The 25,445-nt window shown below is 56.3% G+C and carries 23 protein-coding genes; 7 read left to right on the top strand and 16 right to left on the bottom strand.

The features are described 5' to 3' along the window. Positions 1-62: 62 nt before the first annotated feature. Positions 63-800 carry a tellurite resistance TerB family protein gene (locus J7J49_RS08650; RefSeq protein ID WP_215091815.1) on the top strand — a complete coding sequence of 246 codons (738 nt, stop codon included), beginning with the start codon at positions 63-65 and terminating at the stop codon, positions 798-800. After that, the gene (locus J7J49_RS08645; protein ID WP_215091813.1) at positions 800-1,288 is read left to right on the top strand and encodes a phosphatidylglycerophosphatase A family protein; all 489 of its coding nucleotides are present in this window, start codon (positions 800-802) and stop codon (positions 1,286-1,288) included. The genes J7J49_RS08650 and J7J49_RS08645 overlap by 1 nt, the downstream gene beginning before the upstream one ends. A gap of 512 nt (positions 1,289-1,800) precedes the next feature. On the opposite strand, the gene J7J49_RS08640 is transcribed toward J7J49_RS08645, so the two are convergent. The 12 genes from J7J49_RS08640 to J7J49_RS08585 all read right to left on the bottom strand — a co-directional run bounded on the left by J7J49_RS08640 (position 1,801) and on the right by J7J49_RS08585 (position 14,711). After that, the gene (locus J7J49_RS08640) at positions 1,801-3,309 is read right to left on the bottom strand and encodes a tripartite tricarboxylate transporter permease (protein ID WP_215091811.1); all 1,509 of its coding nucleotides are present in this window, start codon (positions 3,307-3,309) and stop codon (positions 1,801-1,803) included. Positions 3,310-3,323: 14 nt separating this feature from the next. Then, a complete protein-coding gene (locus J7J49_RS08635; RefSeq protein ID WP_215091809.1) occupies positions 3,324-3,791 on the bottom strand; it encodes a tripartite tricarboxylate transporter TctB family protein in 468 nt (155 codons plus the stop codon). A gap of 149 nt (positions 3,792-3,940) precedes the next feature. Continuing rightward, positions 3,941-4,897 carry a Bug family tripartite tricarboxylate transporter substrate binding protein gene (locus J7J49_RS08630; RefSeq protein WP_215091807.1) on the bottom strand — a complete coding sequence of 319 codons (957 nt, stop codon included), beginning with the start codon at positions 4,895-4,897 and terminating at the stop codon, positions 3,941-3,943. A 330-nt stretch (positions 4,898-5,227) separates the two neighbouring features. Next, positions 5,228-6,193 carry a Bug family tripartite tricarboxylate transporter substrate binding protein gene (locus tag J7J49_RS08625; RefSeq protein WP_251048217.1) on the bottom strand — a complete coding sequence of 322 codons (966 nt, stop codon included), beginning with the start codon at positions 6,191-6,193 and terminating at the stop codon, positions 5,228-5,230. A gap of 66 nt (positions 6,194-6,259) precedes the next feature. Continuing rightward, positions 6,260-7,255 carry an amidohydrolase family protein gene (locus J7J49_RS08620; protein ID WP_064235788.1) on the bottom strand — a complete coding sequence of 332 codons (996 nt, stop codon included), beginning with the start codon at positions 7,253-7,255 and terminating at the stop codon, positions 6,260-6,262. 210 nt (positions 7,256-7,465) lie between these two features. Next, on the bottom strand, positions 7,466-8,401 hold the full coding sequence (locus tag J7J49_RS08615) for an SMP-30/gluconolactonase/LRE family protein (protein WP_251048216.1): 936 nt from the start codon (positions 8,399-8,401) through the stop codon (positions 7,466-7,468). Positions 8,402-8,403: 2 nt separating this feature from the next. Beyond that, positions 8,404-9,699: a TRAP transporter large permease gene (locus J7J49_RS08610; protein ID WP_251048215.1), complete on the bottom strand. Its 1,296-nt coding sequence runs from the start codon at positions 9,697-9,699 to the stop codon at positions 8,404-8,406. Beyond that, entirely contained in the window at positions 9,699-10,223 is a 525-nt protein-coding gene (locus tag J7J49_RS08605; RefSeq protein ID WP_215091802.1) for a TRAP transporter small permease, read from the bottom strand. The genes J7J49_RS08610 and J7J49_RS08605 overlap by 1 nt, the downstream gene beginning before the upstream one ends. Before the next feature lie 24 nt (positions 10,224-10,247). Beyond that, positions 10,248-11,231: a TRAP transporter substrate-binding protein DctP gene (gene dctP, locus J7J49_RS08600; RefSeq protein ID WP_215091800.1), complete on the bottom strand. Its 984-nt coding sequence runs from the start codon at positions 11,229-11,231 to the stop codon at positions 10,248-10,250. Between the two features lie 533 nt (positions 11,232-11,764). Further along, a complete protein-coding gene (locus J7J49_RS08595) occupies positions 11,765-13,009 on the bottom strand; it encodes an MFS transporter (protein ID WP_215091798.1) in 1,245 nt (414 codons plus the stop codon). A gap of 2 nt (positions 13,010-13,011) precedes the next feature. After that, complete coding sequence (locus J7J49_RS08590) at positions 13,012-13,692, bottom strand: RraA family protein (protein ID WP_215091795.1); 681 nt, start codon at positions 13,690-13,692, stop codon at positions 13,012-13,014. 41 nt (positions 13,693-13,733) lie between these two features. Next, positions 13,734-14,711, bottom strand: coding sequence for a hydroxyacid dehydrogenase (locus J7J49_RS08585; protein WP_215091794.1), 978 nt, complete (start codon positions 14,709-14,711; stop codon positions 13,734-13,736). Positions 14,712-14,872: 161 nt separating this feature from the next. Here J7J49_RS08585 and J7J49_RS08580 point away from each other — a divergent pair, with 161 nt between their 5' ends. Continuing rightward, positions 14,873-15,778, top strand: a complete 906-nt coding sequence (locus tag J7J49_RS08580) for a LysR family transcriptional regulator (RefSeq protein WP_215091791.1) — start codon at positions 14,873-14,875, stop codon at positions 15,776-15,778. Between the two features lie 154 nt (positions 15,779-15,932). Here the strand turns inward: J7J49_RS08580 and J7J49_RS22785 are convergent, their stop codons facing one another. The 4 genes from J7J49_RS22785 to J7J49_RS08560 all read right to left on the bottom strand — a co-directional run bounded on the left by J7J49_RS22785 (position 15,933) and on the right by J7J49_RS08560 (position 19,551). Continuing rightward, positions 15,933-16,154, bottom strand: a complete 222-nt coding sequence (locus J7J49_RS22785) for a transposase (protein WP_215091789.1) — start codon at positions 16,152-16,154, stop codon at positions 15,933-15,935. Positions 16,155-16,276: 122 nt separating this feature from the next. Next, on the bottom strand, positions 16,277-17,659 hold the full coding sequence (locus J7J49_RS08570) for an NAD-dependent succinate-semialdehyde dehydrogenase (RefSeq protein ID WP_215091787.1): 1,383 nt from the start codon (positions 17,657-17,659) through the stop codon (positions 16,277-16,279). A 185-nt stretch (positions 17,660-17,844) separates the two neighbouring features. Beyond that, entirely contained in the window at positions 17,845-18,498 is a 654-nt protein-coding gene (gene msrA / locus J7J49_RS08565; protein WP_215091785.1) for a peptide-methionine (S)-S-oxide reductase MsrA, read from the bottom strand. Positions 18,499-18,618: 120 nt separating this feature from the next. Further along, positions 18,619-19,551: a LysR family transcriptional regulator gene (locus J7J49_RS08560; RefSeq protein ID WP_064234420.1), complete on the bottom strand. Its 933-nt coding sequence runs from the start codon at positions 19,549-19,551 to the stop codon at positions 18,619-18,621. Between the two features lie 150 nt (positions 19,552-19,701). On the opposite strand from J7J49_RS08560, the gene J7J49_RS08555 reads away from it, so the two are divergent. The 4 genes from J7J49_RS08555 to J7J49_RS08540 all read left to right on the top strand — a co-directional run bounded on the left by J7J49_RS08555 (position 19,702) and on the right by J7J49_RS08540 (position 25,386). Then, positions 19,702-21,213: a CoA-acylating methylmalonate-semialdehyde dehydrogenase gene (locus J7J49_RS08555; protein ID WP_215091783.1), complete on the top strand. Its 1,512-nt coding sequence runs from the start codon at positions 19,702-19,704 to the stop codon at positions 21,211-21,213. 26 nt (positions 21,214-21,239) lie between these two features. Beyond that, positions 21,240-22,916, top strand: coding sequence for a GMC family oxidoreductase (locus tag J7J49_RS08550; protein ID WP_215091780.1), 1,677 nt, complete (start codon positions 21,240-21,242; stop codon positions 22,914-22,916). A 204-nt stretch (positions 22,917-23,120) separates the two neighbouring features. After that, positions 23,121-23,327, top strand: coding sequence for a cold-shock protein (locus J7J49_RS08545; RefSeq protein ID WP_064234423.1), 207 nt, complete (start codon positions 23,121-23,123; stop codon positions 23,325-23,327). A gap of 289 nt (positions 23,328-23,616) precedes the next feature. Further along, complete coding sequence (locus tag J7J49_RS08540) at positions 23,617-25,386, top strand: SLC13 family permease (RefSeq protein WP_215091778.1); 1,770 nt, start codon at positions 23,617-23,619, stop codon at positions 25,384-25,386. The last annotated feature ends 59 nt before the right edge of the window (positions 25,387-25,445 follow it).

The following is a 25,445-nucleotide window of genomic DNA, read 5'->3' as shown; positions in this document are numbered from 1 at the left end:
TCTATAACGTGGTTAAAACATCAAGCGCGCACTCAATATAATAGTTTCTTAGGAGTACAAGGATGAACGCAAGCAAGATTTTACAGCAGCTTATGCAGCAAGCCGGTGGCAGCCAGAAGGGCGGCAGCAGCAGTGGGGTTGATGTTAAAGGCATGTTGAGCGGGCTTTCAAAGCAGTTGGGCGGTAGTAGCAGTAAAGGCGGCTCCTCCAGCGGTTTTGATATGAAAAGCCTGCTCGGCGGTGGCGCCATGGGCATGTTAGTGGGTTCCAAACGCGGCCGTAGTATGGGCGGCAAAGCGCTGAAATACGGCGCCATTGCGGGCGTTGGCGTGCTGGCCTGGAAGGCGTGGCAGAGCTCCCAAGCGGCGAAAAATGGCAATACCCAGCAAAATACTGCCCAAGCTGCGTCAGAGGGCGAGCGGGTAGAAGTGCTTAGCGGTGAGTATCAGGAGCGCCGCAGCCTGGAGTTACTGCAGGCGATGATTATGGCCGCCCGAGCCGATGGGCATATTGATGAGCAGGAGCAGGCGCTGATTACCGAACAGATCGATGCGCTAGGGGCTGACCAGGAGATGCTTAACTGGGTTGAGAGGCAGCTAAAAGCACCGTTGGATGCTCAGGCGTTGGCTCGGGAAGCCGATTCCCCCCAGGCGGCGCGGGAAATGTACCTTATTAGCGTGGCCGTGACTGACGACCAAAACCCCATGGAGCGCGCCTGGCTTGACCAGTTGGGCAGTGCCCTCAACTTACCCAAAGAGATGACCGCTGAACTTGAGCGCCAAGCGCAGCAGGCGGGTTAATGCTCGATACGGTTAATTTTTGGATAGCCACCGGCTTTGGGCTGGGGCTAGCGCCGGTGGCGCCAGGTACTTTTGGCTCGCTGCTGGGCATTCCCTTGGCGTGGTGGTTATTGAGCCGCCCGCTGGTTCAGCAGGGCTCCATCATCGCTGTTTTGCTGGTACTAGCAGTGCCAGTTTGCCACGTCGCTGCCTGGCACTATGACGGTTTGGATCATGGCAGTATCGTTGCCGATGAGTACGTTGCCTTTCCGCTAGCGGTAATAGGCTTAGCCGCTGCGCGTCATCCGCTGGTCATGGCGATAGCATTCGGTGTTTATCGTTTCTTCGATGGATTGAAGCCGCCGCCGATTCATTTGGCAGAGTATGTCCATGGCGGCTTTGGCATTGTGTTAGACGATGTGATTGCGGCGCTGGTGACTTGGGTGATTATGGCGATTGGGATAAAGCTTTGGCAGCGGCGATCCTCCGGGCAACAGTTAAACTCTTAACTATAAAACGCTGCAGGCCTGATTTGAACTGACACCTAATTTGTTGTAATGGGAAGAAGTTTAAGGTGTGCGGCGGCGAGACTGGCTGATACTCACACATCAGCATTAAACCATGCCAGGAAGAGGGCTATTCTCGGCTTAGTGGCGAATCTAAGGCTATTCGTATCATTTCTATTGAGCATTCTTGAGAGAGTGCATAGACACTAATTGCAAACGCGGTTGCCAACTTATTCAGATGTCGAAGTGAAAATAACGGTCGACGATCGCCTGATCCAACAAAGTTGAAGGTAGCCAGAATAAAGTTAAGTCAGCAACTGTTTTGACTATTTCAATTAATTGGATCTCATTCCTTAGTGATGCATGACGCCCCAATATTGCTCACCAAACAGACACTCACTTGCCGGTGAACTGAGGAGGCACTCCATGTCAGGTGCAACCAAAAGAACAGCGCGGCTGGGAGCGCCGCGCTTTCATGCCATTTAGGTTGAAGGGCATAATTTATTCATTGGGTCTTATGGTGCTGTCGACTGGCTCTTCTTGAGGCGGGACAGTCGTGAAATGAGTGGCATAAGAATGACAAGAAGAATCATGACAATAAGCACCTTCGACGTTGTATTCGCTGCCAAGGCTGTCCAATCGCCGCCACCAATACGCAGAGCCAGTCGCAAGTTCTGCTCAGCGAAGCCGCCGAGAATCAGTCCTAATACGACGGGGGGTAATGGGAACTTCAGTTTGTCCATAAAGTAGCCAATTAAGCCAAAGCCTAACATCAAGTAGACATCGAACATTCGGCCATTGATCGAGTAAACCCCTACAACCACTAAGGTGATGATGAAGGCACCAAGCAGCGGGCGCGGTAGGCGTAACACTTGGGCAAAGCTATTGGTGGCCAAGGCACCGCCGAGCACGATCAACAAGATAGCGGCGAACAGGAACTGCCACATGAAGCCGAACACAATGTCGGGGTTGTCACGGAAGAGCATCGGGCCAGGTTGCAGACCGTGGATCATCAGGCCACCGAGCATCACCGCAGCCACCGCGGTGCCGGGGATGCCGAGCGTCAAGGCGGGAATCAGTGCCGAGGCGGTATCGGCGTTGTTGGCGGTCTCGGAGGCCGCTACGCCCTCGGGTTCGCCCTTTCCCCATTCGTCGGGATTACTGGATGCGCGACGTGCTTCGTTGTAGCTGAGAAAGGCCGCCATTGATCCGCCAGCGCCTGGCAGGATGCCGACGAACACGCCGATCACCGAAGAGCGCAGCCAAGTCTTCCAGAATCTCAGCATGCTCGGAAAGGCCTTCCAGAGGCTCGTCGTATTGAGCTTTGTGGCCGTGGAGGTGTCGACATCCACGACTTCCTCCAGGAGAGCGATTGCCGGCGGTATGGCGTAGAGCCCGACGAGCAGCACCACGATGTTGATACCGTCGAGTAACTCCAGATGGCCGAAGGTGTAGCGGTCATAACCGGAGATGGAGTCTAGCCCGACCAGCGAGACGAAAACGCCGAAACAGGCGCTCAACAAGCCCTTGAGGACGTCGCCGCCGAGCAGGAAGACGATGGCCGAGAGGCCGAAGACAGCGACCCAGAAAACCTCGGCGGGGCCAAACAGCAGCGTTACCTTGGCCAGCGGCGGGGCCAATAGCATGAGCACGATAGCCGAGACGATGCCGCCGATGGCGGATGACACCACTGAGACCTGAAGCGCATAGCCGCCCCTGCCTTGCTGGGCCATTGGGTAGCCGTCGAAGCTGGTGGCTACGGCGGCGGGGGTGCCGGGAATGCGCAGCAGCACCGCGGGAATAGCACCACCGTACATGGCGCCGTTATAGATACCGGCCATCATGCCGAGTGCCACCAGTGGATCCATGCCAAAGGTGAAGGGAATCAGTACCGAGATTGCCATGGTGGCGCTGAGCCCGGGCAAGGCACCAATACAGATGCCTGTTATGACGCCGAGCACGACAGCGGCGAAATTGCCGAGAGACAGCACCGCTGGGAGTGCATCAATCAAACTTCCATACATGTGTCAGCCCTCGTTCAGCGTATGAAGAATTCAGTGGGGAGATACTGACCCATCAGCAAGGCAAAAATTATCGCCAAGCCTCCGGTGAATATCAGGTCCGCCAGCAGCAACCGCTTGATATCCCGATAGCCGAAGCACCACGCTACCAAAGGCACCATAACCGCGGTGGTTGTGTAAAAGCCGATCAAGCTCACGCCGGCCACGTAGAGCCCAATGGCCACGACGATGCCGAGAAAGCGCGGCAAATTTTCGAAGACTTTGAGTCGCGGGGCTTTAAAACGCTCGCTTCGAGTGGCGATGAAAACCCGTAAGATCATTAATACAGAGAGCCCGATTAGCGTGCTCAGCATTGTTATAGGCAGCATCGAACTCATGGTCGGCATGTCGGGTGTGCGTAGCAGAAGAAACCCTGAGACAACGATGATGGCGATACCGGTGATGAGGTCGGGATGAGGTCCTTGCCCTGAAGTGGTCTGTTTCATGTTCTATTCTCTGGCTGACTTGCTCGTAGAGCGTCTACCACCAAGCGAGTCGAGTGACATGGTGGAGGAGACGTTTATCTTATTACGGGGCGTGAGGAAGGGGTCTGACCATGGTCGGCCGGGGTGATTGAACACCCCGGCCACTCAATTTATTTCCAGGGTGAGGTTTCCCAAACACGCTCGGCCAGTTCAAGCTGCTCTGCGTTGAGTGCTTGAAAATCATCTCCTGTCGTCAGACTGGTAGGATTCCCAGATTTGAGCATAGCCTCTTGAAATTTTGGATCCTCGTAGGACTTCTCGAAGGCACTAATCAGACTGGCCTCGACCTCTTCCGGCAGGCCGGAGGGGGCAATAAATCCACGCAACGCACCGTTAACAAGGTTGTAGCCTTGCTCGGTAAAGGTCGGCACACCTTCTAGTAGTTCAGAGCGTTCGTTGGTTGCAATGCCCAGCACATTTAGCTCGTCACGGAAGTTGATCACCTCCGACAAGTTGATGATCCCCATCGCGACATGGCCGCCCATGAGAGCACTACGTGCTGGCGCGGAGCCCGAGAAGGGAACGATGGTATATTCAGCGTCGGTCTCCTCGGAGAGCCGAATCAGGAAGAAGTGATCATCGCCGCCGAGGCTTGACATGCTGACGGTGATGGCGCCATCACGTTCCTGGGCTGCAGCGACCAGTTTTTCCATGCTGTCAATGTCGCTGTTCTTAGGTGTGACGATCACGTTGGGATCGTCTACCACGTTGGCCAGGTAGGTGAAGCTATCGGCGTCGTAGTCGGCGTCGCGGTCAAGGGTTCGGGCCATCATGCCGGGCAGGTTGTAGGTGCCGATAGTGTAGCCATCGGGCTCGGCTTGGGCTGTGGCGGTGACGCCGATCTGGCCGCTGGCGCCGGGCATATTTTTCACTACGACCGTAGCGTCGTCGCCAAGGTACTGCTCAAGGAAAGGCGCAACGGTGCGGGCCATCACGTCAGTTCCACCACCTGCCGCATAACCGACGATCAGGTCTATCCTTTTCTCGGGGTAGTCGGCGAGGGCCTGAGTCGAGGCAATGCTAGCGAGGCAAAGAGTGGCGGCGATGGTCGAAAACTTAGTGTTCATGTTGTTGTACTCCCGTTTATATTCACGGATGGTCTAAAAGGCAAAGCCCGTCTAGTGCAGTGAACAGTACAGAATTACTTGATAAAAGCGAATAATGTTTAACTATGTAGTAAGTTTTTCTGTATCTGTTGAGAGGAGAGCTTATAAAGCCCATGTCATCGGGGTTGGCCGCTAATGCCATGACGAACGGCCAGTAAAGGGCTTACGACTATGGTCGGGGGGGAGTAATTCAGTGTGACCATGTATTGAGTGAGGCAGGTGCGCCGGGGGTTGAAGTAGAGGTAAACCGGCGCGGGACAGCAGTGCCTCGCGTCGGTCTGTTAAATGAGATTATTTCCAGGGCGTTTCTTCCCAGATGCGCCGAGCCACCTCGTCCTGGGCCTCGGCCAGGTCGTGGTAGTCGTCGCCGTAGATTACGCTAAGCGGGTTGCCCTGCTTAGCCATGTCGGCGCGGAAGTCAGCGTCTTCGGCCATCTCCTCAAGGGCGCCCAGCAGCGCGGCGCGGACGCCGTCCGGCAGATCGGACGGCGCGGCCAGACCGCGGAATGAGCCCATCTCGATGTCGAAGCCGAGCTCGCTGGCCGTCGGTACGTCCGGGGCCTGTTCCAGGCGCTCATCGGATAGCACGGCCAGCACGCGCAGCTCGTCCTCGAAGCCTACGGTCTGGCTGAAGGCCATGGTGGCCATGGCCACATGGCCGCCCATCAGCGCGCTGCGAGCCTGGGCGGCGCCGTTGAACGGCACATAGTTCAACTCGACGTCGGCAGTCTCGGCGAACTGGATGGCGGAGAAGTGATCATTGCCACCCAGCGCGGACAGGCCTACCGGCATCATGCCGTCGGCATCCCGGGCTGCGGCGATCAGTTCTTCCACCGAGGTGATGTTCGATTCCTTCGGCACCACCAGGGTGTTGGGGTCGGCGACCACGTTGGCCAGCCAGGTAAAGCTGTTCAGGTCGTAGTCGGCGTCGCGGTCATAGGTCAGTGCCAGGGCAGCTGGCAGGTTCATAGTGCCAATCGTGTAGCCGTCTGGACTGGCCGAGGCTAGCGCCGAAAATCCGATCTGGCCGCCCGCGCCAGGCATGTTCTTAACCACCACCGTGGCGCCGTCGCCCAACTGCTCCTCCAGATACTTGGCGACTGTGCGGGCCATGACGTCCGTGCCGCCACCGGCGGAGTAGCCGACCACCAAGTTGATCGGTCTGTCGGGATAGTCGGCTTGAGCGAGGCTGGCGCCGGCCAGGAGGGAAGTCGACGCGACAGCGGCGAGGGACAAGCTTAAAAAACGTTGTTTCATGTTGGCGTACTCCGATATTGTTGTTGAACTTGCGGCCATGGCTCTTTAACGGCGCGGTTAGTTAGGTCAGGAACCGGCGGGTAGCCGGTAGACCCGTGTAGCCGTGTCGTGAAACACGGCGTTGCGTTCCTCCTGGCTCCAGGAGGCGGTGAGTCGGTGATAGGCATTCCACAGCACGCCGTAGGAGATACTGCCCTTATCGACAGGGAAGTTGCTCTCCAACATGCAACGCGATGGTGTAAAGCGCTCAATGCAGGCGTCTACGTCGGGGGCGATGGCATCGGCAAGGTGCTGTGAGTTCGGTGGCGTCTTTCCTGTGTTGAAGCTGAAGCCCATGATCGGCATGCCAAAGCCGCCGATCTTGAGCATCACATTGGGGAGTTCGGCCAGTTGCGCCAAGCCGTCGCGCCAGGCCTGGCGATGGATCGAGTTATGGTCACTATGAGGACTGGGATAGGATCCGACGCCCAGAGGTCCGCCGGCGTGATTGACCACGATCGTCAGTTCCGGCACGCGCCGCGCCAGGGTAACCACTTCGTCGAGCTGGGTCTGGTAGGCCCACACGTCCAGCGACAGGCCGCGGCGGGCCAATTCCCGCGCGCCCTGAATGAAGGCCGTGCTGACCATCAGCCCCTCTGGCGCTGGCACGGGGTTGGAGCGCACGGCCGGGTCGGGATGCGCGGCGACCGGCACGCGCACGCCGCGAAAGCGCCCGCCGCCGGCTTCCATCAGCGCCTCGAGCACCGGCGCGACGTCAGCGCCCAGCAGCAGGTTGGCATGGCCAACGATGCCTGCCGCCACATCGGTGGGGCCGTAGTGGCCGCTGCGCGCTTGGGCGGAGATCCCGCGCACGAACTCGACCTCACCGACCGGGCGATAGGCCTCTGGGCTGCCGGCGCGGTACATCGTCCGGCATTGCACATAGACTGAGGCGGTCACCCGATGGCCGCTGTCGCCGATGTCGTCGACGAACTCCTCGAGCAGATAGCGAAAGCCGCGCCGGTCCCACAGATGGTGGTGGGCATCGACGATCTCCTGTTCCGGGGCCAGCGAGGGCTCCATTACTCGGGCGAGCCAGTCCGGCCGCGGCGGCGGGTTCGGTGAGTCTACGGCGGGGCGTCGGCGCCAGGGTCGCTCGGTGGCGGCATCGTCACTGTCTTGGTGATTCCGTTGGGTCGACACGGATTCCTCGCTCTGTTGGTTCATTGCTCTGCGACGCACTGGAACAGGAGGCGAGGAAGCTGCCATCGGGCTGCGGCTTCGTCGCCAGCATCACATACCCCAGCCGGAGGCCATGGGAAAGCCGCCGACGGGCAGCTCAGCGCGCAGAATAGAGCCAGTGTCAGACTCGGTGATGAAGAGTGTACGGCCCTCCGGCCCACCGAAGGCGCAGTTGGTGGTGCCGAGCCCACGAGGGGATCTCACCACGGCAATTGGCACACCGAGCGCATCGTGCACCCAAACCAGCCCCATGCCCGTCTGACAGACCACTACGCCGCCATCCTCGGTCAACGCCAGGCCGTCCGGTCCTGCGCGACCACCGGAAAACTGCAGGAATAGCCCGGCCTTCACCACTCGCCCGCTGTCCGAGATCGGCAGACGCCAGACAGCATTGGCACGGGTCACTGCCACGTAGAGTGCATGGCCAGCTTTATCGAGCACCAGCCCGTTGGGGCTCGGCACTTTGTCGATAAGGCAGTCCAGCCGACCGCTGTCCGGGTGCCAGCGGTAGACACGACCGGTGGGATCCTGCAAGCCGGTTTGGCCCTGATCGGTGAAGTACAGCGAACCGTCAGGGCCGAAGTGCAGGTCGTTGCAGCCCTTGAAGCCCTCGGTGTCAGCATCGCCCAGCGCCGTGGTCACTTCGCCGGTGTTCGGATTCAGCTGCATAATGCCGTTACGAAAATCGGCAATATAGATGTGTCCCGCGGCGTTGAACTTCAGGCCGTTAGGCTGACCTTCGTACTCGGTGATCTGCTCGACGGCGCCGTTAGGTGAAGCGCGGAATATACGACCAAAGGGAATGTCAACGAACCACAGGTTGCCCTCAAGATCGAAGGATGGGCCCTCAATGAAGCTGTCGACTAGCGCTCCGCGCCGGTTGCGATCCGCCCAGTAAGAGCGTTGGCCGGATCTTCTCAGTGACGTCGGCAGCTTAGTGAAAACCTCGGCCTCAATCAGCATCGGGTCGGGATAGGGGAATGCCATGTTCAACCTCCAAAGGTCTTGTTAGGGAGCCACAGGGCGATGTCGGGGAACCAGATCAGCAGAATCAGGAAGGCCAGGATGATCAGGAAGAAGGGCAGCACACCCATGACGACGTCTTCGACTTTAACGGTGGGGTCCGAACTTGCGACCACGAACAGGATGATGCCCAGTGGCGGCGTCAGTTGGCCGAGTTCGACCAGGATGACCACGAACACGCCAAACCACACTGGATCGATATTCATCGCCATCAGCACTGGAAAGATGACCGGCACAATGATCGCGATCATGCCTAGACCTTCCATAAAGCAGCCGAGGATGGCGAAGGTGACCAGCAAGATTATGAGAAAAGCGAACGGCGACATGTCCGCTTCGGACACCCAGCTAACCAGATCCTCGCCGACGCCGGATAGCGCGGTGGCGTAGGCGAAAATCATTGAAATAAAGACGATAAATAGCACGTTGCCGCTCATGACCAGGGTTCGCGAGATGGCCTTGCTTAATATGCTCAAGCTGAGCCGACGGTAGGCGGCAGCGATCACTACTGCACCAACTACGCCAACAGCACCGGCCTCAGTAGGCGTGGCGATGCCCGCATAGATACTGCCCAGCACCAAGCCGATCAATATCATGAACGGCACAACATCAAGGGCCGCCTTTATATAGTCTGAAAGCCGCAACTGGGTGGTGTCACGTGGCACCAGCGAGGGATTGAGTAGCGAGCGCACGGCAATAAACAGGCTGTAGCAGCCAGCCAGGAGAATACCCGGTACCAGTCCGGCCGCGAACAGCTTGGCGATGGAGGTCTCGGTGAAGGTGGCGTAAATGATCATCGTGATCGAGGGCGGAATCAATATGCCCAGGGTGCCACCGGCGGCCAGTGAGCCAGCGATGATACGCTTCTGGTAGCCCCGTGCGGATAGGGCTGGCAGGGCCACGGTCGACATGGCTGCGGCTGTGGGAGCGCTGCCGCCAGCGACGGCGGCGAAAATGCCGCTGCCCAATATGTTGGTATGTAGTAGTCCGCCCGGAAGGCGGCGCATGAAGGGTGCGACGCCGTTATAAAGCCGACCACTTAGGCCGCTGCCGAGTAGGATTTCCGCCATCAAGATGAACAGCGGAATGGCGGCTAGAGTGAAGCTGTTGGATGCCCCCCAGCTAACCATTCCAAGGGCATTCCAGCCAGCGAATCCCTTCATCAGCCACAGATACCCAAGGGCCGCGGCTCCTACAGCGAAATGCACCCAAAGACCGCCGAGGATCAGTAGCAGCAAGACGAAAAAGGCAATGATTGCATCCATCAGCGTTGTCCTCCGATGCCTAGTTGCAGCAAGGCACGCTCTAACAGGAACAGGGTCATCACGGACAGGCCCACAGGCAGCAGCATCTGTGGGATCCAAAGCGGTGTCATCAGGGCGGTGGGTGCCACGTTGCCGCGTGCAAACGAACTCATGACGAGCAGGAAGGAGTGCCAGGCGAGCACGCCGCAAATTCCCATGGCTAGCACGACGTACACCAGACCAAGCACTTGTCTGACTCGAGGCGGCAAGGTTTCGTATATAAAACCGACCTGAAACAATGCATTGTTCCTGATCGCTAGGCTAGCGCCGAACAGAGTGGTGGCGATAACCAAGTAGCCGGAGAGCTCCTCCACTACATGGAGGGAGCTGTTGAAAAGCAACCGTGATCCGATCTCGGCGACGACCAATATCGTTAGCGTTATTAGTCCAGCGCTGGCGAGAATGCGCACAATAGCGGAGAGTACGTCAAAGATGGGGCCGGCGGAGGCCGGCCCTTTTGTTGTTTCATGTTGGGGGGTAGACATGTTGAGATCCTCAAAAAAGATCAATCACTTGCCGAGCGCTGTGAGCACATCCTGCAGTGCCTGTTCATGCTCAGGGCCGGCTTCGCTGGCCCATTCCTGCCAGAACGGGGCGAGGGCTTCCTGGGCCTTGACAGTATCTGCGTCACTTGCTTCAACGATGGTCATGCCAGCGTCCGCCTGAGCTTCTTTTTGGGCCTGCTCGTCTATAAGGAAGGCCTCGGTGATGTTAGAAGCCTCCTCTCTGATGATGGTGGCGAAGGTCTCGCGATCGGCTTCGCTCAGCGACTCGTAGGCGTTGGTATTGGCGATAATGGCGCTATAGGCGTAGTTCACCGGTAAGCGGTAGTTGTAGTCGAGGAACTCGTGCCAGTTTTTTGCACCACCCGCACTGGCTGTCAGCACACCATCAATTACGCCACGCTCCAGGGCAGTTGGAACCTCAGAGCCGGATAGGGTGATCGGCGCGCCTCCAAAGGCCTCGACGAAGGCACCCTGCTCGGGTGAGGTCACGCGGATCCTATGATTTTCGAGATCGTCGAGGGAGTCGATCTCGAACGAGGTGAAAATGACTTGTTGCGGGTAGCGATAAGCGCCCAGAAAGGTGACATCCTGCTCGGCGAAGCCTTGCGTGAGATAGGGAGCCATGGCCGCGTAGGCTTTATCCCACTCCTCATCGTTCTGGATCAGCATTGGCAGGTTGAGGATACGCGCTATGGGCACGTTGCCGGAGAAAAACAGATCGGCCGAGAAATCGATAAAGCCATTGCCGACAGCCTGGGTAATATCGCTGGAGGCGATCTGCAGTGTCTTTCCTAAATGCAGCGTGATCGATAGGTCTTCTGTTTCAGCTTCAGCACGGTCTGTGATGCGCTCCATTCCCTTCACTGCCGCAGTGGTGGAGACCGCCGAATAGGTGTAGCCGGTCCAATCAGCGGCTTGAGTAGCACCTGTCGTGGCTATACCCATGACGAGTAGGCTAGTTACTAAAGAGGGCTTCAAGGCTTTCATATCGATACCTCATTAATCGTTGTTATGTCTCTACCGTTCGAGGAACATCCGGTACAGCGCATTTTGGAGTTTTGCTCGGGTTTGTTCATATTGTTAGTTATTGATCTATAATCGAAGAGACACGAACCAATGGCATTTAAGCTATTGGTAAGAGTGCTTCTGGAAGAAGTTGAACATGAAAAGGCTTTCTGTATAAAGCGCGTTTTTCTTGAAGAAAGATGTAGAATTTCTTTATTTAAGAATCGTGTTTTTGTGGCCTTGTATATGCCGCTTTAGTTGTAGTTTATTGGTATGGCTTAGCAAATAGATGAAAAATATGCCTCAGGCGATATTAATCTATATGTTCTGCAGTGGGTGGAGGCAATGTCGGAACGGGGAACGAGCTTAATTGAAACCCGCTAGTGCGTAACAAAAGAGGTGCATTAGCTTGGTCTGTGATGAGGTTTTACAAGTTATTTAGTAACTCATAATAATTTATTTATTAAAGTTATGCGGATTTGAAGTTTTCTACATATTTGAGGTCTATGAGTCACTCAGCTTTTACGATCCTTGTTTAGAGCCACTAGCAGCACGAGCAACATTGCTACTATTGGTAAGCTACTCAAGCCGAAGATGACGCGGTTGGATGTATTCTCGGCGATTAGTCCGGCTGCCATAGCCCCCATCGCTGGTAGGCCTCGAAAGATCATTGTATAGAGTGACAGCACTTTTCCTCTCACCGACTCTGGCACCTGTGTCTGTAGAACAACTTGCGTACACACCCCATTGGCAAGGATGGCCCCTGACAAAAATGCGAGTGCTAATAATGCTGCCCATAACACATGGCTAATCAGAAAGAATCCGCATGCCAATACCGCCGATAGTCCGAAGCCTATGGCCAGTGAGAGAGGAGAGCCTTTTGTCAGTAAGAGGGAAGTCATCAACCCTCCGCCTAACGCGCCGAGCCCTTGAGCCGACGTCATTAAAGAGAAGGCTTTTGCTGTTGCTGCTTCTCCAATAACGACCTGACCGGCAAAAGCCGGTAATAATTCGAAAATAGGCCTATAACATAGCGCTAGAAGGGCGAAGAACAGCAGCAAGAGCTTGTGATGTCCAGTCAGTGCATGTATTACTGCTGACCATGTTGAGTGGCTGAGTTTGCCTTCCGTCGACCCCTCGAAACCTCCAAACTCTCGCCTTTGGCTAGTATTTTCTGACCGGGAAAGCCGCGCTAGTATCCGTGCAAAGAGCAAATAGCTAATGATATTAAATAAGAAGACTGACCAAAGTGCTCCCAGCGTTAGCGCCATGCCAGCGGCAGCTGGACCTAACATCCGCGCAAGGTTAAACACCATGGAGTTGATCGCTATCGCTCCAGGCACATCTTCTTTAGGGACGATGCTGCCGACAACGACCATACGCGTTGGGTGATCGAATCCGCTCAGGATGCCAGTTAATCCAGCCACGATTAGCAACATTGCCGGGCTGACAAGCTCGGCCATTATGGCAATCAGCATAATGCAAGGCGGTGCTATTGAGAGAAGCTGCAGCCACAAGGCTAGGCGAATTTTATCTTGTCTATCGACCAATGTGCCTGCAAAGGGAGCCACGACCATCGATGGCAGTAGGTCCGCCATTGCCATGAGCCCTAGCATGAAGCTCGACTCTGTCATCTCCCAGGCGAGCCATAGCAGCACCACACGTTGCGCCCAGGTGCCAACAGCCGAAGCCGCGTTGCCCGCCAAGTACGCGCGAAGCCGAGCGTTTGCCAGCGGGGCGGCGGCTTTGGGCAGGTGCAAACTCAGCCTCGCAGGAGACTACAGCCCGTCGTTTCCAAAGCCTTATCGACCCAGGTGCGGTCGTTCTCGCCGGAGTGGATGGCGGCCATCTGCTTTTCTTCGGCAGCCTGTTTCGCTTGGGCGGCTTTGAGCACCGTCTCTGCATCGGCGTAGGGAACGGCCAGCACTCCATCGGCGTCACCCAGAATTAGGTCGCCAGGCTCAATAACCATCCCGCCAAGGTTGATCGGAGTATTGATCTCACCTGGCCCGTTTTTGTATGGGCCGCGATGCGTGACGCCCACGGCGAAGGTCGGCAGGTTGGTATCGCGAAAGCCGTCCAGGTCGCGCAGCGCACCGTTGAGCACGAAACCTGCAACGCCTTTCTTGACCGCGTAAGCCAGCATTAACTCACCCATCAGGGCATTGGTGGTGTCCCCTCCGGCATCGCAGACGATGACGTCACCGGGCTGGGCCATGTCGATGGCCTTGTGCAGCATCAGGTTATCACCGGGGCGCGTACGAACAGTAAGGGCGACTCCAGCGAGGTTGCCATCGCGATGCATGGGACGAAGGCCCGAGCCGCCAGCGAATACGCGGGACATACTATCGCTGACCACCGCGACAGGCAGTGCCGCGAACGCTTTAACGAGGTCGTCGTCGACACGGTGCTGGCGCTGAAGAACTCTATTTCCGACTGTCATTGTATTTCTCCGTCATGTGACTAAACATAAAGATGGTGCGCTCAGGCTAGAGTGTTGACCAAGCGGGCTTTCGGTAGCGTTTCTCCAGCTAGGAAGTCCACGATACCGCTTACCGCCAGTTCGCCGACGCGCTTGCCAGCTTCTTTGGTGACGCCTGCGATATGGGGCGTGAGAATAACTCGCTCAGACGCGGCCAGAGCGTTCACGTCCAATGGCGGCTCTTGTTCGAAAGTGTCTAGTCCTGCGCCTGCAATATGACCACTCTCTAGGGCAGCAAGCAGGGCCGCCTCGTCGATCAGACCACCCCGAGAAGTATTGATGACGTAGCTGTCGGCCGGCATTAGGGCTAGCATCTCGGCGTTAATGATGTGCTTATTGCTTTCGGTAAGGGGGCAGTGCAGGCTAACGATGTCCGATTGGCGGAGTAGGTCCTCGAGTCGTTCGGCGCGGCGTGCGCCCATAGCTTTGATGGCGTCCACCGAGGCATAGGGGTCGTAGACGAGCACGTCCAGACCCATGCCTTTCACTAGTTTCACTACGGCGGTAGCGATGGCGCCGCCACCCACTAGACCTAAACGCATGCCGGATAATTCTCGACCGAGGAAATCGGCCTTTTCCCAGCGCCCTTCACGCATGCTCGCATCCAGTGGCAGCAAACGTTTGATCGTCGAGAACATTAGGGCAACCGTGTGTTCCGCGACAGAGACGGCATTGCCACCTGCCGCTCGGATGACTTGGATGCCATGTTGGGTTGACGCATCGATGTCGATATTGTCGACGCCTGCGCCATGCTTGGAGATAACCCGCAGCGATTTCCCTGCTGCGATAGCGCCGGCACCAAATTGCCCCATGCGAGACACGACTCCAACCGGGTCGTACTGTGTGAGGAAGTCAGTGAGTACCTCCTCAGATGGATAGGGGGGGGTGTGAACGAGGGTATAGCCAGCGTCTTCGGCTATTTGCTTTGCAGTGGGGGCAAGGTCGGGGCCTGTTATTAGAATCGTGGGTTGTAGTGCCAAAATAGATCCTCCCTGTTGTAACGAGGGCAGCCGGACACTGATCGGCGTAGCATCACAGGCGACTGCTTTCGAATTGATTTTTAGAATACAGGAAGATTTTTTATACAAAAGCGAATAATATTTGCCTTTATATTAAGTATTTCTTCATTTGAGGAGGGGTTATGGATACTCGCCAACTACGAACATTCGTAGCAATCGCTGAGCATGGCACATTCGCGCGGGCGGCCTTGATTGTAAATTTGACCCCTTCCGCTGTTAGCCAACAGGTCCATTCGCTTGAGCAGGAGCTAGATACTCAGTTGTTCAATCGTGACTCTCGCCCTCCTAGCCTCAACTTGCAGGGGCTGAAAATGCTTGAAACGGCTAAACAGGTTCTGGCCTTGGTGGATGAAACCCGTGGTGTTCTGTCCGGGAAACAGATAACGGGTACGCTCAATATTGGCTCGGTGCGCACCAGTACTATCGGTCTATTGCCACGTGCCATAGTGGCACTGCGTCAGGAGTTCCCCGAGCTGAACGTAAACCTACGAGTGGGCATGTCTTCAACGTTGATCAGTGATGTCAACGCCGACCGGCTGGATGTAGCGGTGGTCGCCGAGCACTCCGGCGTTTCGCGCGATCTCTTATGGTCGCCGTTCATACGCGAGCCGCTAGTAGTGATAGCGCCGCCCGGTACACCGCCTATGCCGGTTCAACAGTTGCTGGAAACGCTACCCTTCGTGCGCTTCGGCAGTAACGTGCCGCTGGGCGCGATGATCAACAACGAGCTGGCCCGGCTAGGCATAGCGGTGAAGGACATCGCTGAGATCGACACCGTGCCAGCCATCGTGGAGTGCGTGGCCGCGGGTCTCGGTGCCAGCATCGTGCCAAATATCGCGGTGCGCGAGAATGGTCGCGATATGCTGACATTGCCGTTCGGTGAGCCCCAAGTCTTCAGGCAGATTGGCATGATCCATCGCCCCAGTTCGGCCAAGGCTGAACTTCTGACAGCATTACACAATAAGCTGGCAGAAGTTGCGGGAGAGTTTGGTGTTTATCGAGCAGAGCCGTCATTACGGAGATCGTAAATAGTTGATAACTTTTTTAGAGAAAATTGATGCGAGCCGTTTGAGTTCTAAGTGCCCACCAGAGCGAGCGACTCCCTGTATGGCTATTTTATTGGCAATAAATGGCAATGATGCTCTGCACTATCTGAATGGATCCCTAGGGTCTGTTGGCGTTTCATCGCGGGCCGCGTTGCTGCCTCAAAGAGTGCCAGACAAGGCGTAAAACGCAGGGAAGGGTGGTTCCCTTTTCAGCGCGCCATGCCGCCGCTAGCTTGCAATTGCCACACATGAAGCTCTCCAGACCATGTTGGCGAGCCACCTTTTTTAGGCTGGTGTTCTCGCGTAAACACTGCTTCACGATCAGCAGTTTGAATTCCTCGTCGTATTGTTTCCTCATAAAAAAAACCCGAAGGTTGGATTGGATGTCCGACCTTCAGGGGCAGTTTAATGAAGTCCTGCGGCGATACTTTTTACAAATTGCTGTAACTTTTTGTATGTTGTTGCGTTAGCTCACCGTAATTACTCTTGAACGACAATGACCGACTTAACATTGACGAACTCAAGCATACCGAAGCCGCCATGCTCACGGCCGTAGCCGGAGTTTTTAACGCCGCCAAAGGGCATTTCCGGGGTGGCAACGCCAAAGCCATTGATAAACACCATGCCGGTATCAAAGTATTTACTGGCAAGTTCGGTGGCGCGCTTCACATCTTTAGAGATGATGCCGCCGCCCAAACCGTAACGGCTGTCGTTGGCAATTCGCATGGCGTCTTCGTCATCTTTGGCACGAATCAGCGCTGCCACCGGGCCAAACAGCTCGTCATCGTAAGCGGGCTGGCCGGGCGTGACGTTATCCAGCACGGTGACCGGATAGAAGGCACCTTTACCTGAAGGCTTTTCACCGCCGCAGAGAATCTTCGCACCTTTACGAACACTTTCTTCCACTTGATCGTGAAGCCCATCGCGAAGATCGACACGGGCCATGGGGCCTAAATCGCTGCCTTCCTGGGTGGGGTCACCCGCGTTGAGTGCCTGCATGCGTTCTACATAGCGCTGTTTGAACGTTTCGTAGTTCTTTTCAGTCACTACAAACCGTTTGGCCGCCACACAGGTTTGCCCGCCGTTATAGACACGCCCTGTCACACAGGTGTCAATCGCGACGTCCATATCAGCGTCATCTAGCACTAAGTAGGCGTCATTGGAGCCTAACTCCAGTACCGTCTTTTTCAGGTTCTCAGCCGCTTTGGCACCGACTTTACGACCTGCGCCATCGCTACCCGTTAGCGTTACGCCCCGTACGGCAGAGTGGGCAATCACTTCGTCAGAAATGTCGTGAGAGATTACCAGCGTACGGAAGACGTTTTCCGGAAGACCCGCTTCGCGGTAGATCTTTTCCAGCAGCAGCCCGCTACCGGTCACGTTTTCAGCGTGTTTTAGCAGCACGCCGTTACCCGCCATTATATTGGCGATGGAGTAACGTACTACCTGATACGCGGGGAAGTTCCAAGGCTGAATGCCGTAGATCACACCCATGGGTGAATAGGTCACAAAGCCACGCTCGCCATTGCCAGGCTGGCGCTCTTCGTCGGCTAGCTTCTTGGGGCCGTGTTCAGCAGTGTAGTCACAGATGCCGGTGCACAGATCGACTTCCTGGCGAGCCTGAGAAGGCAGTTTGCCCATCTCTTTGACCATAAGGTCGGCAAGCTCTTCTTTATGCGCCTGCAACGCTTGGCCAATGGCTTTTACCGTTTTAGCGCGGCTTTCCAGCGATTCCAGGCGCCAATCGAGAAATGCCTCGTAGCAGGCGTCTACTACCTGTTTGGCTTCCGCGCTGCTCATCAACGCGTAGGTTTCGAGGGTTTCACCATTGGTGGGATTAATCGTCGTAATGTTGTTGCTCATAAGATCTCCTATCTATAGATCAACGTTTGGGTCAAAGCGTCCAGCTCCTGGGCGTTTAGTCGACCGGTCTACTTCTCATGTGCAGTCACTCTAGTACAAATGAGCGTGTTTGCATAATTAAGCGCTCACCGTGGGGCAGTGTTTTGAGGCATCAGTTCCGTGAGGAAAGCGAATAAGAGGCTTTGCTACTCAAACGTAGGCCCGCCGGCTTCTTCACCCCAGACCTCTTCCAGGCGGCCATCACGACCACAGCTGTAGCGGTAAAATTTATAGCGTACGGGGTTCTTTTGATAATAATCCTGGTGGTACTCCTCGGCAGGCCAGAAGGTGGTGGCCGGAATAATCTGTGTGGCAATGTCCCGGTCAAAACGCGTCTCCATTTCCGCTTTGGACGCTTCGGCCAGCTCGCGCTGCTCGTCGTTGTGATAAAAGATCGCCGAACGGTACTGATCGCCCACATCGCAGAACTGGCGGTCAACGGCAAAGGGGTCGATATTGCGCCAGAAGATCTCCAATAGCTGTGCGTAGCTGATTTGTTCAGGGTCGTATTCGATTTGCACAACTTCAGCGTGGCCCGTGTTACCTCGGGTGATATCTTCGTAGCTGGGGTTCTCAAGCTCGCCGCCGATATAGCCGGAAATAGTGGCACTGACGCCGGGTTGGTTGTCGTAAGGGGGTTCCATGCACCAGAAGCAGCCACCGGCAAACGTAGCCTCTGCATTGGCATGCTCTTGAGATGCCTGATCTTGAGAGGATTGAGCATAAAGTGGTGCACTGGCGAAGCCTACAACTGCCATGATGCACAGCGTTAAAGGGCGCAAGAGCGGAAGTCGGTTCATGTTGGCACTCCAGTGGCGGTGGCGTCATCTCGTGTTATTGAATCGATTAGTAGCTTGAGACGCGATTTCCTTACAGCCATTCTCTTATAGCTGTTCTCTTACAAGCTGTTCTCTTACAAGCTAGCCGGGACGGTGTGGCCATACCTCATCCAGTGTGCTTAGCGCAGCTTTCACCGGCGGCTCGTTGGCGCTGTCGTGGCGCCAGATAAAGCTCAATGCGCAGGGTAGGCGAATGTTGTCGGCTACGGCTAGACCACTCTCCTGGCGCTCGGTCATCGCCAGGGCGTCCCGGGCCAGGCTTAGGCCAACGCCTGCGCGAACCAGGTCAAGCATGCAGGCCTCTTGATCAACCTGGGCCACCCGATTGGGCACTGCGCCGCTTGGCCCAAGCGCCTGTTTTAACAGCCGATGGTGGGCGGAATTTTGGGGCGTGACAATCCACGGCAGCGTCGCCAGGTGCTCCCAGCGGGTATCCATAAGCCGGTTTTCCCAGCCTGCAGGGGCAATCACATGGTAGTGAAAATGCGTTAGCTCACGCCAGGCCAGCGCCGCATGCCCTTTGCCAGGGGCGAGCTCAGAGGCTAGGCCAGGGCCTTCGCCAGGCGGCGCTAGATAAAAACCGATATCTAAATCACCCTGTTCCACGCGGTTAAGCACGCTGCCGCTCATGCCATGCTGAAGCTCGGTTTCCAACTGCGGCGCACGGGCCATTAGGCGGCTTAAAAAGGCCCCCAGGCGGAGGAATTCCGGGTCGACAATGGTGCCGATTGAGAGCTTGCCGCGCAGCGTGCTGTGCAGTGTTCCGGCGGTTTGCTCAAACGCCTGGGCGCTGGCCAGGGCTTTTTCAGCGGCGGGTAACAGCGCGTGGCCGTCGGTCGTCAAGGCAAGCCCCTGGGGGCGGCGGCTGAACAGCGTGAGGCCCAAGTTCGCCTGTAGCTGCTTCAACTTTAGGCTAATGGCGGGTTGCGTCAGGTGTAGCTGCTCAGCGGCGCGTGACACGCTGCCCGTTCGTGCAACGGCCACGAAGGCGCGCAGTGTGGCGTAGTCCTGCATGGTAGGCCTCAAATAGAACGCTGATATTAACAGAGCTTATAACTGGCTTTTGAATAACTCAATTGATCCGCTCGCTAGGCCCAGTAGGCTAGGCTGAAAGTAAGCATTCTGCACAAGCCCCCAACATGCGTTCTTAAAACAGGTACTCCCATGACAACAACAGCGATTCAGCACTTTATTAATGGTCAGGTTACCGCGGGTGACTCGTCTCAAACCCAGGACGTATTCAACCCCGCCACTGGCCGCGTTACCGGCCGTGTATCGCTGGCTTCCCCGGTGGATGTTAATACCGCGGTAGAGGCCGCCCAAGCCGCTTTCCCAGCCTGGGCAGATACGCCGCCCATTCGCCGCGCCCGGGTAATGTTCAAGTTTTTGGAATTGCTGAACGCCCATAAAGATGAACTAGCCGAAGCGATCACCAAGGAGCACGGCAAAGTATTCACCGATGCCCAGGGGGAAGTGGCCCGCGGTATCGATATTGTTGAATTTGCTTGTGGTATCCCGCAGTTGTTAAAGGGTGACTACACCGAACAAGTGAGCACCGGAATCGATAACTGGACGACGCGCCAGCCGTTAGGTGTCGTCGCTGGTATAACGCCATTTAATTTCCCTGCCATGGTGCCAATGTGGATGTTCCCACTGGCGATCGCCGCAGGTAATACGTTTATTTTGAAGCCTAGCCCGCTCGACCCCAGCGCTTCGCTGCTGATGGCCGACCTGCTGAAGCAGGCGGGCCTGCCCGATGGCGTGTTTAACGTTGTGCAGGGTGACAAAGACTCGGTGGAAGCCCTTATCGATCACCCGCACGTTAAGGCGCTCTCGTTCGTGGGGTCTACGCCGATTGCCAACCTGATCTACGAGCGCGGCGCCCGTAACGGTAAACGCATTCAAGCCCTCGGCGGGGCTAAAAACCATATGGTGGTAATGCCGGATGCGCATTTAGATAAAGCCGTCGACGCTCTGATCGGTGCGGCCTATGGCTCTGCCGGTGAGCGCTGCATGGCGATTAGCGTGGCGGTTTTAGTCGGCGATGTGGCGGACAAAGTCGTGCCAGCGCTGGCGGAGCGTGCCAAGGCATTGAAAGTAAAAGATGGTATGCAGCTGGATGCAGAAATGGGCCCCATTGTGACCCGTGAGGCTCATCAGCGGATTACTGGCTATATCGAAAAAGGCGTGGCGGAAGGCGCCGAACTGGTGGTCGATGGCCGCCACTTTGATGCTGCATCGGCAGGGGAAAGCTGCGCTGAAGGCTTCTGGATGGGTGGCACGCTGTTCGACAACGTGACCCCGGAGATGACGATCTACAAAGAAGAAATTTTTGGCCCGGTACTGGTCTGCGTACGGGTGCCGGATATCGCTACGGCGATCCAGTTGATTAACGACCACGAGTTTGGCAACGGCGTTAGCTGCTTTACTGAAAGCGGCACGGTAGCTAGGGAGTTTGGCCGCCGCATTCAGGTCGGCATGGTGGGTATCAATGTGCCTATTCCGGTACCCATGGCGTGGCACGGCTTTGGCGGCTGGAAGCGCTCGCTGTTTGGTGATACGCACGCTTATGGCGAAGAGGGCGTGCGTTTCTACACCAAACAGAAATCCATTATGCAGCGCTGGTCAGACTCCATCGACGCAGGCGCTGAATTTGTCATGCCCACGGCGAAGTAACGCCTACACGTTATGGGAGCCAACGCATGCCATCGGCAACTAATAATAATTTTGACTATATCGTGGTAGGAGCAGGCACCGCCGGGTGCCTGCTGGCTAACCGACTCAGCGCCAACCCCAGCAACAAAGTGCTGTTGATCGAAGCGGGCGGTCGCGATAACTACCACTGGATCCATATTCCGGTGGGGTATCTCTACTGCATTAATAACCCGCGTACCGATTGGCTGTTTCGCACCGAGCCAGACAAAGGGCTCAACGGCCGTTCTTTGATCTACCCACGGGGCAAAACCCTGGGCGGATGCTCAAGCATTAATGGCATGATCTATATGCGCGGCCAGGCACGGGACTACGACCATTGGGCCGAAGTCACCGGCGACGATGCCTGGCGCTGGGAGAACTGTTTACCCGACTTTATCAAACATGAAGACCATTACCGCCTGGATGAGGGCGGCGATGCCGATGCCAAACACCGGGATTTTCATGGTCACGGCGGTGAATGGCGAATCGAAAAGCAGCGCCTCAAGTGGCAGGTGCTGGATGACTTTGCCGAAGCTGCCGTGCAAGCGGGCATACCCCGCAGCGACGATTTTAACCGCGGCTCTAATGAGGGCGTGGCCTACTTTGAGGTTAATCAGCGCTCGGGCTGGCGCTGGAATACCGCCAAGGCATTTTTGCGCCCCGCACTCAAACGCGACAACCTGACGCTATGGCACTCCACTCAAGTAAATCGCCTGCTGTTTGCAAACCGCGCAGACACACTGCAATGCACAGGCGTGGAGGTAGAGCGTGAGGGCAACCCCCTTCGCGTTGCGGCGAGCAAGGAAGTAGTGCTGTGCGCGGGAGCGATTGGCACGCCACACCTGTTACAACTTTCTGGTGTAGGGTCGACCGAACTGTTGCACGAACATGGCGTTGAGGTCGTCCATGAACTGCCGGGGGTGGGCGAGAACCTGCAGGATCACCTGCAGATTCGCTCGATATATCGCATCACCAATGGCAAAACCCTCAATGCCATGGCCAGTACGCTGTGGGGTAAGGCGGGAATTGGCCTTGAGTACCTGCTTAAACGCTCGGGGCCGATGAGTATGGCGCCTTCGCAGTTGGGCGCATTTACCCGCAGTACCCAGGATCAGCCGCACCCCAATATTCAGTACCACGTGCAGCCGCTAAGCCTGGAAGCCTTTGGTCAGCCGTTACACCCTTATCCGGCGATTACTGCCAGCGTGTGTAATTTGAACCCTACCAGCCGGGGCACGGTGCGGCTTAAAAGCAGCGACCCGCGCCAGGCCCCGGCGATTTCGCCTAACTACCTGAGCACCCCAGAGGATCGCAAAGTGGCGGCGGATTCACTGCGGGTAACCCGGCGCATCGCGGAGCAGCCTGCGTTTGCCAAATACGCGCCGGAAGAGGTCAAGCCCGGCGTCGAGTACCAAAGTGACGATGAGCTAGCCCGGCTGGCCGGGGATATTGGCACGACTATTTTCCACCCCGTGGGCACCGCGCGAATGGGCCGCGAGGATGACGCCATGGCGGTGGTCGATGCGCGCTTGCGGGTGCACGGCATTAGCGGCTTGAGAGTGGCCGATGCGAGCGTTATGCCAACCATCACCAGTGGTAACACCAATTCGCCTACGCTGATGATTGCGGAGAAGGCTGCCGGCTGGATGCTGGCTGAGTGCCATGACGTTTCCGGCAGCACTTAGCAATAAGCGTTATTTATCAGCATTGTTAGGGGGTGTTGACGTGGGTGGGTGGTTAAGCGCAAAATGTGGGCAGTTGGTTAGCAAGTCGAACGTTGTCAGCAGTATAGAAGCGCCTCTAGCGTTAAATCTGGTGAAAGTCTCTTGTTATACCCACTGTAATTCGGGTATTTCCCGGTTTAATTAGCAACATTGAGGATTTTGATTATGGCAACTGGTACCGTTAAGTGGTTTAACGACACTAAAGGTTTCGGCTTTATTTCTCCTGACGACAATGGCGACGACCTGTTCGCGCATTTCTCAGAAATTCAGGCAGAAGGCTTCAAATCCCTGCAAGACGGCCAGAAGGTTTCCTTCGACGTCACTCAGGGTCAAAAAGGCCTTCAAGCTTCTAACATCAAAGTCGTTGATTAATTTCTGCGCACTGACATGTTAGCAATCACCGCCTAGCGTTGATTGATCAAAGAACCCCGCCAAGCGCGGGGTTCTTTGTGTCTATATGAACAGGCAAATATATACTTGCCTCACACCTCACACCTCACACCTCACACCTCACACCTCACACCTCACACCTCACACCTCACACCTCACACCTCACAAGTATATTCCATTTTGATCTTTAAATGTTTCTAAAAATAACTTTTTAGAATATAAGATTGGCTTCACAATACCCTCATGCTTATTTGTTAAGGATGTGGTGGTTATGTCGCTGGATGCTTGGATAGCGGTAGGGGTGGTGCTCACCATCTTCCCGTTGATGGCCTTTTCACGCCTGGGGCCGGATATTATTTTGTTGGGCGCGGTTATTGGGCTAATGACGCTGGGGGTGATTGACCCCCAGCAGGCGCTGGGCGGCTTCTCTAATAGCGGCCTGTTTACCGTAGCGTTTATGTATGTACTGGTCGCCAGTATTCGCGAAACCGGCGGCATCGACCTGATCATTCGCTATGTGCTCAAACGGCCCAAAAGCGAGCGGGGCGCGCTGGTTCGACTGCTGCTGCCGGTAGCCTCGCTTAGTGGCTTTGTCAATAATACCCCCGTCGTTGCTACCTATATCCCCGCGGTCATGAGCTGGAGCCGTCGGCTGCGCTTGTCTCCCCAGCGGCTGCTGATGCCGCTTAGTTTCGCTTCTATCCTGGGTGGCACCATCACACTATTTGGTACCAGCACCAACTTGGTGGTGCATGGGTTGCTGCTGGAGCGCTACCCAGAGCTTGGCATGGGGCTGTTGGATTTGGCTTGGGTGGGTGTTCCTGTAGCCGTAGCAGGACTTGCCTATCTCATTTTGTTAGGGCCACGTCTGTTGCCCGCTCGGGAGGGGCTGGCCAATGCGTTCGCTAACCCGCGAGAGTTTACCATTGAAATGGAAGTCGACCCGGCAGGTGTGCTGGTGGATCGCAGCGTCGAAGAGGCAGGACTACGCCACCTACAAGAGCTGTTTCTGGTCGAGATTGAGCGCGAGGGTAACGTGGTCAGCGTGGTGGGGCCTGGCGAACAACTCAAAGGTGGTGACCGGCTGGTATTTGCAGGCACCTCTGATGCGGCGGTGGAGCTGCAGCAAATCCGCGGTTTGATCCCCTCCCGGGATGGCACTTCCAGTTTGGAGAAGGAGTTTAAAGAGCGTCGCTTGGTTGAGGCGGTGGTGTCTAACCAGTGCCAGTTTATTGGCCAGCGAATTCGCGATGGCCACTTTAGAACCTTGTATGGAGCCGCAGTGCTGGCGATCTGCCGTGGCGGTGAACGGGTTAAGGGCAATCTGGGGCAGGTGCGGCTGCAGCCCGCCGATGTGCTGCTGCTGGAAGCGCGGCCCCCGTTTATTGAGCGTCACCGCCAGTCACGGGACTTTTTGCTGATCAGTGAACTCAATGGCGCGGCGCGGCCGATCCATGAAAAAGCGCCGCTCGCCTGGGGCCTGCTATTAGGTGCCGTGCTACTCGCCGCTTTCGGTGTGTTGAGCATGCTTAACGCGGCCATGCTGGGTGCCGCATTGGCGTTGATGACCGGCTGTTGTTCGGTGGGCGCTGCCAAGCGCGGCTTGGATACCCAGGTACTGCTCACCATTGCCGCCTCCTTTGGGGTGGGGGCGGCGTTGCAGAGTTCCGGTGCTGCCGGGGCGATCGGTGGCGGAGTATTGACTCTGGTGGCGGGTAATCCACTGTTGCTGTTAATCGGCACTTACTGCGTGGTGGCGCTGCTTACCGAGCTGGTCACCAATAACGCTGCGGCGGTGATTATTTTCCCGGTGGTGATGAGCGCCGCGGAAAGCTTGGGCGTTAGCCCAATGCCCTATGTGGTGGCCGTCATGTTTGCCGCCTCGGCGAGCTTTTTAACCCCCATCGGCTATCAAACCAATTTGATGGTGTATGGCCCTGGGGGTTACCGGGTGAGCGATTTTCTACGCCTGGGCAGTGGATTAAATATACTGACGGGTGCCATAGCGCTGGTGTTAATTCCCCTGGTATGGCCTTTTTAAGTGGGCTGTGACTATTTTAGGCGCTCTCCCGCTCGCTGTTAACGCAGGTTTGCGCTAGG

It is taken from the genome of Halomonas sp. ISL-56 (genome assembly GCF_018612805.1).
In the GTDB taxonomy this organism is placed as follows: Bacteria; Pseudomonadota; Gammaproteobacteria; order Pseudomonadales; family Halomonadaceae; genus Vreelandella.
Note: the sequence above shows the minus strand (reverse complement) of the source record. Positions and strands in the feature narration are given on the sequence as shown.

What these genes read in the sequence shown, in the direction of transcription:
- J7J49_RS08650 (WP_215091815.1), top strand. Translation starts at nt 63, where the DNA reads ATGAACGCAAGCAAGATTTTACAGCAGCTTATGCAGCAAGCCGGTGGC.
- J7J49_RS08645 (WP_215091813.1), top strand. Translation starts at nt 800, where the DNA reads ATGCTCGATACGGTTAATTTTTGGATAGCCACCGGCTTTGGGCTGGGG.
- J7J49_RS08640 (WP_215091811.1), bottom strand. Translation starts at nt 3,309, where the DNA reads ATGTATGGAAGTTTGATTGATGCACTCCCAGCGGTGCTGTCTCTCGGC.
- J7J49_RS08635 (WP_215091809.1), bottom strand. Translation starts at nt 3,791, where the DNA reads ATGAAACAGACCACTTCAGGGCAAGGACCTCATCCCGACCTCATCACC.
- J7J49_RS08630 (WP_215091807.1), bottom strand. Translation starts at nt 4,897, where the DNA reads ATGAACACTAAGTTTTCGACCATCGCCGCCACTCTTTGCCTCGCTAGC.
- J7J49_RS08625 (WP_251048217.1), bottom strand. Translation starts at nt 6,193, where the DNA reads ATGAAACAACGTTTTTTAAGCTTGTCCCTCGCCGCTGTCGCGTCGACT.
- J7J49_RS08620 (WP_064235788.1), bottom strand. Translation starts at nt 7,255, where the DNA reads ATGGAGCCCTCGCTGGCCCCGGAACAGGAGATCGTCGATGCCCACCAC.
- J7J49_RS08615 (WP_251048216.1), bottom strand. Translation starts at nt 8,401, where the DNA reads ATGGCATTCCCCTATCCCGACCCGATGCTGATTGAGGCCGAGGTTTTC.
- J7J49_RS08610 (WP_251048215.1), bottom strand. Translation starts at nt 9,699, where the DNA reads ATGGATGCAATCATTGCCTTTTTCGTCTTGCTGCTACTGATCCTCGGC.
- J7J49_RS08605 (WP_215091802.1), bottom strand. Translation starts at nt 10,223, where the DNA reads ATGTCTACCCCCCAACATGAAACAACAAAAGGGCCGGCCTCCGCCGGC.
- dctP (WP_215091800.1), bottom strand. Translation starts at nt 11,231, where the DNA reads ATGAAAGCCTTGAAGCCCTCTTTAGTAACTAGCCTACTCGTCATGGGT.
- J7J49_RS08590 (WP_215091795.1), bottom strand. Translation starts at nt 13,692, where the DNA reads ATGACAGTCGGAAATAGAGTTCTTCAGCGCCAGCACCGTGTCGACGAC.
- J7J49_RS08580 (WP_215091791.1), top strand. Translation starts at nt 14,873, where the DNA reads ATGGATACTCGCCAACTACGAACATTCGTAGCAATCGCTGAGCATGGC.
- J7J49_RS22785 (WP_215091789.1), bottom strand. Translation starts at nt 16,154, where the DNA reads ATGAGGAAACAATACGACGAGGAATTCAAACTGCTGATCGTGAAGCAG.
- J7J49_RS08570 (WP_215091787.1), bottom strand. Translation starts at nt 17,659, where the DNA reads ATGAGCAACAACATTACGACGATTAATCCCACCAATGGTGAAACCCTC.
- msrA (WP_215091785.1), bottom strand. Translation starts at nt 18,498, where the DNA reads ATGAACCGACTTCCGCTCTTGCGCCCTTTAACGCTGTGCATCATGGCA.
- J7J49_RS08560 (WP_064234420.1), bottom strand. Translation starts at nt 19,551, where the DNA reads ATGCAGGACTACGCCACACTGCGCGCCTTCGTGGCCGTTGCACGAACG.
- J7J49_RS08555 (WP_215091783.1), top strand. Translation starts at nt 19,702, where the DNA reads ATGACAACAACAGCGATTCAGCACTTTATTAATGGTCAGGTTACCGCG.
- J7J49_RS08550 (WP_215091780.1), top strand. Translation starts at nt 21,240, where the DNA reads ATGCCATCGGCAACTAATAATAATTTTGACTATATCGTGGTAGGAGCA.
- J7J49_RS08545 (WP_064234423.1), top strand. Translation starts at nt 23,121, where the DNA reads ATGGCAACTGGTACCGTTAAGTGGTTTAACGACACTAAAGGTTTCGGC.
- J7J49_RS08540 (WP_215091778.1), top strand. Translation starts at nt 23,617, where the DNA reads ATGTCGCTGGATGCTTGGATAGCGGTAGGGGTGGTGCTCACCATCTTC.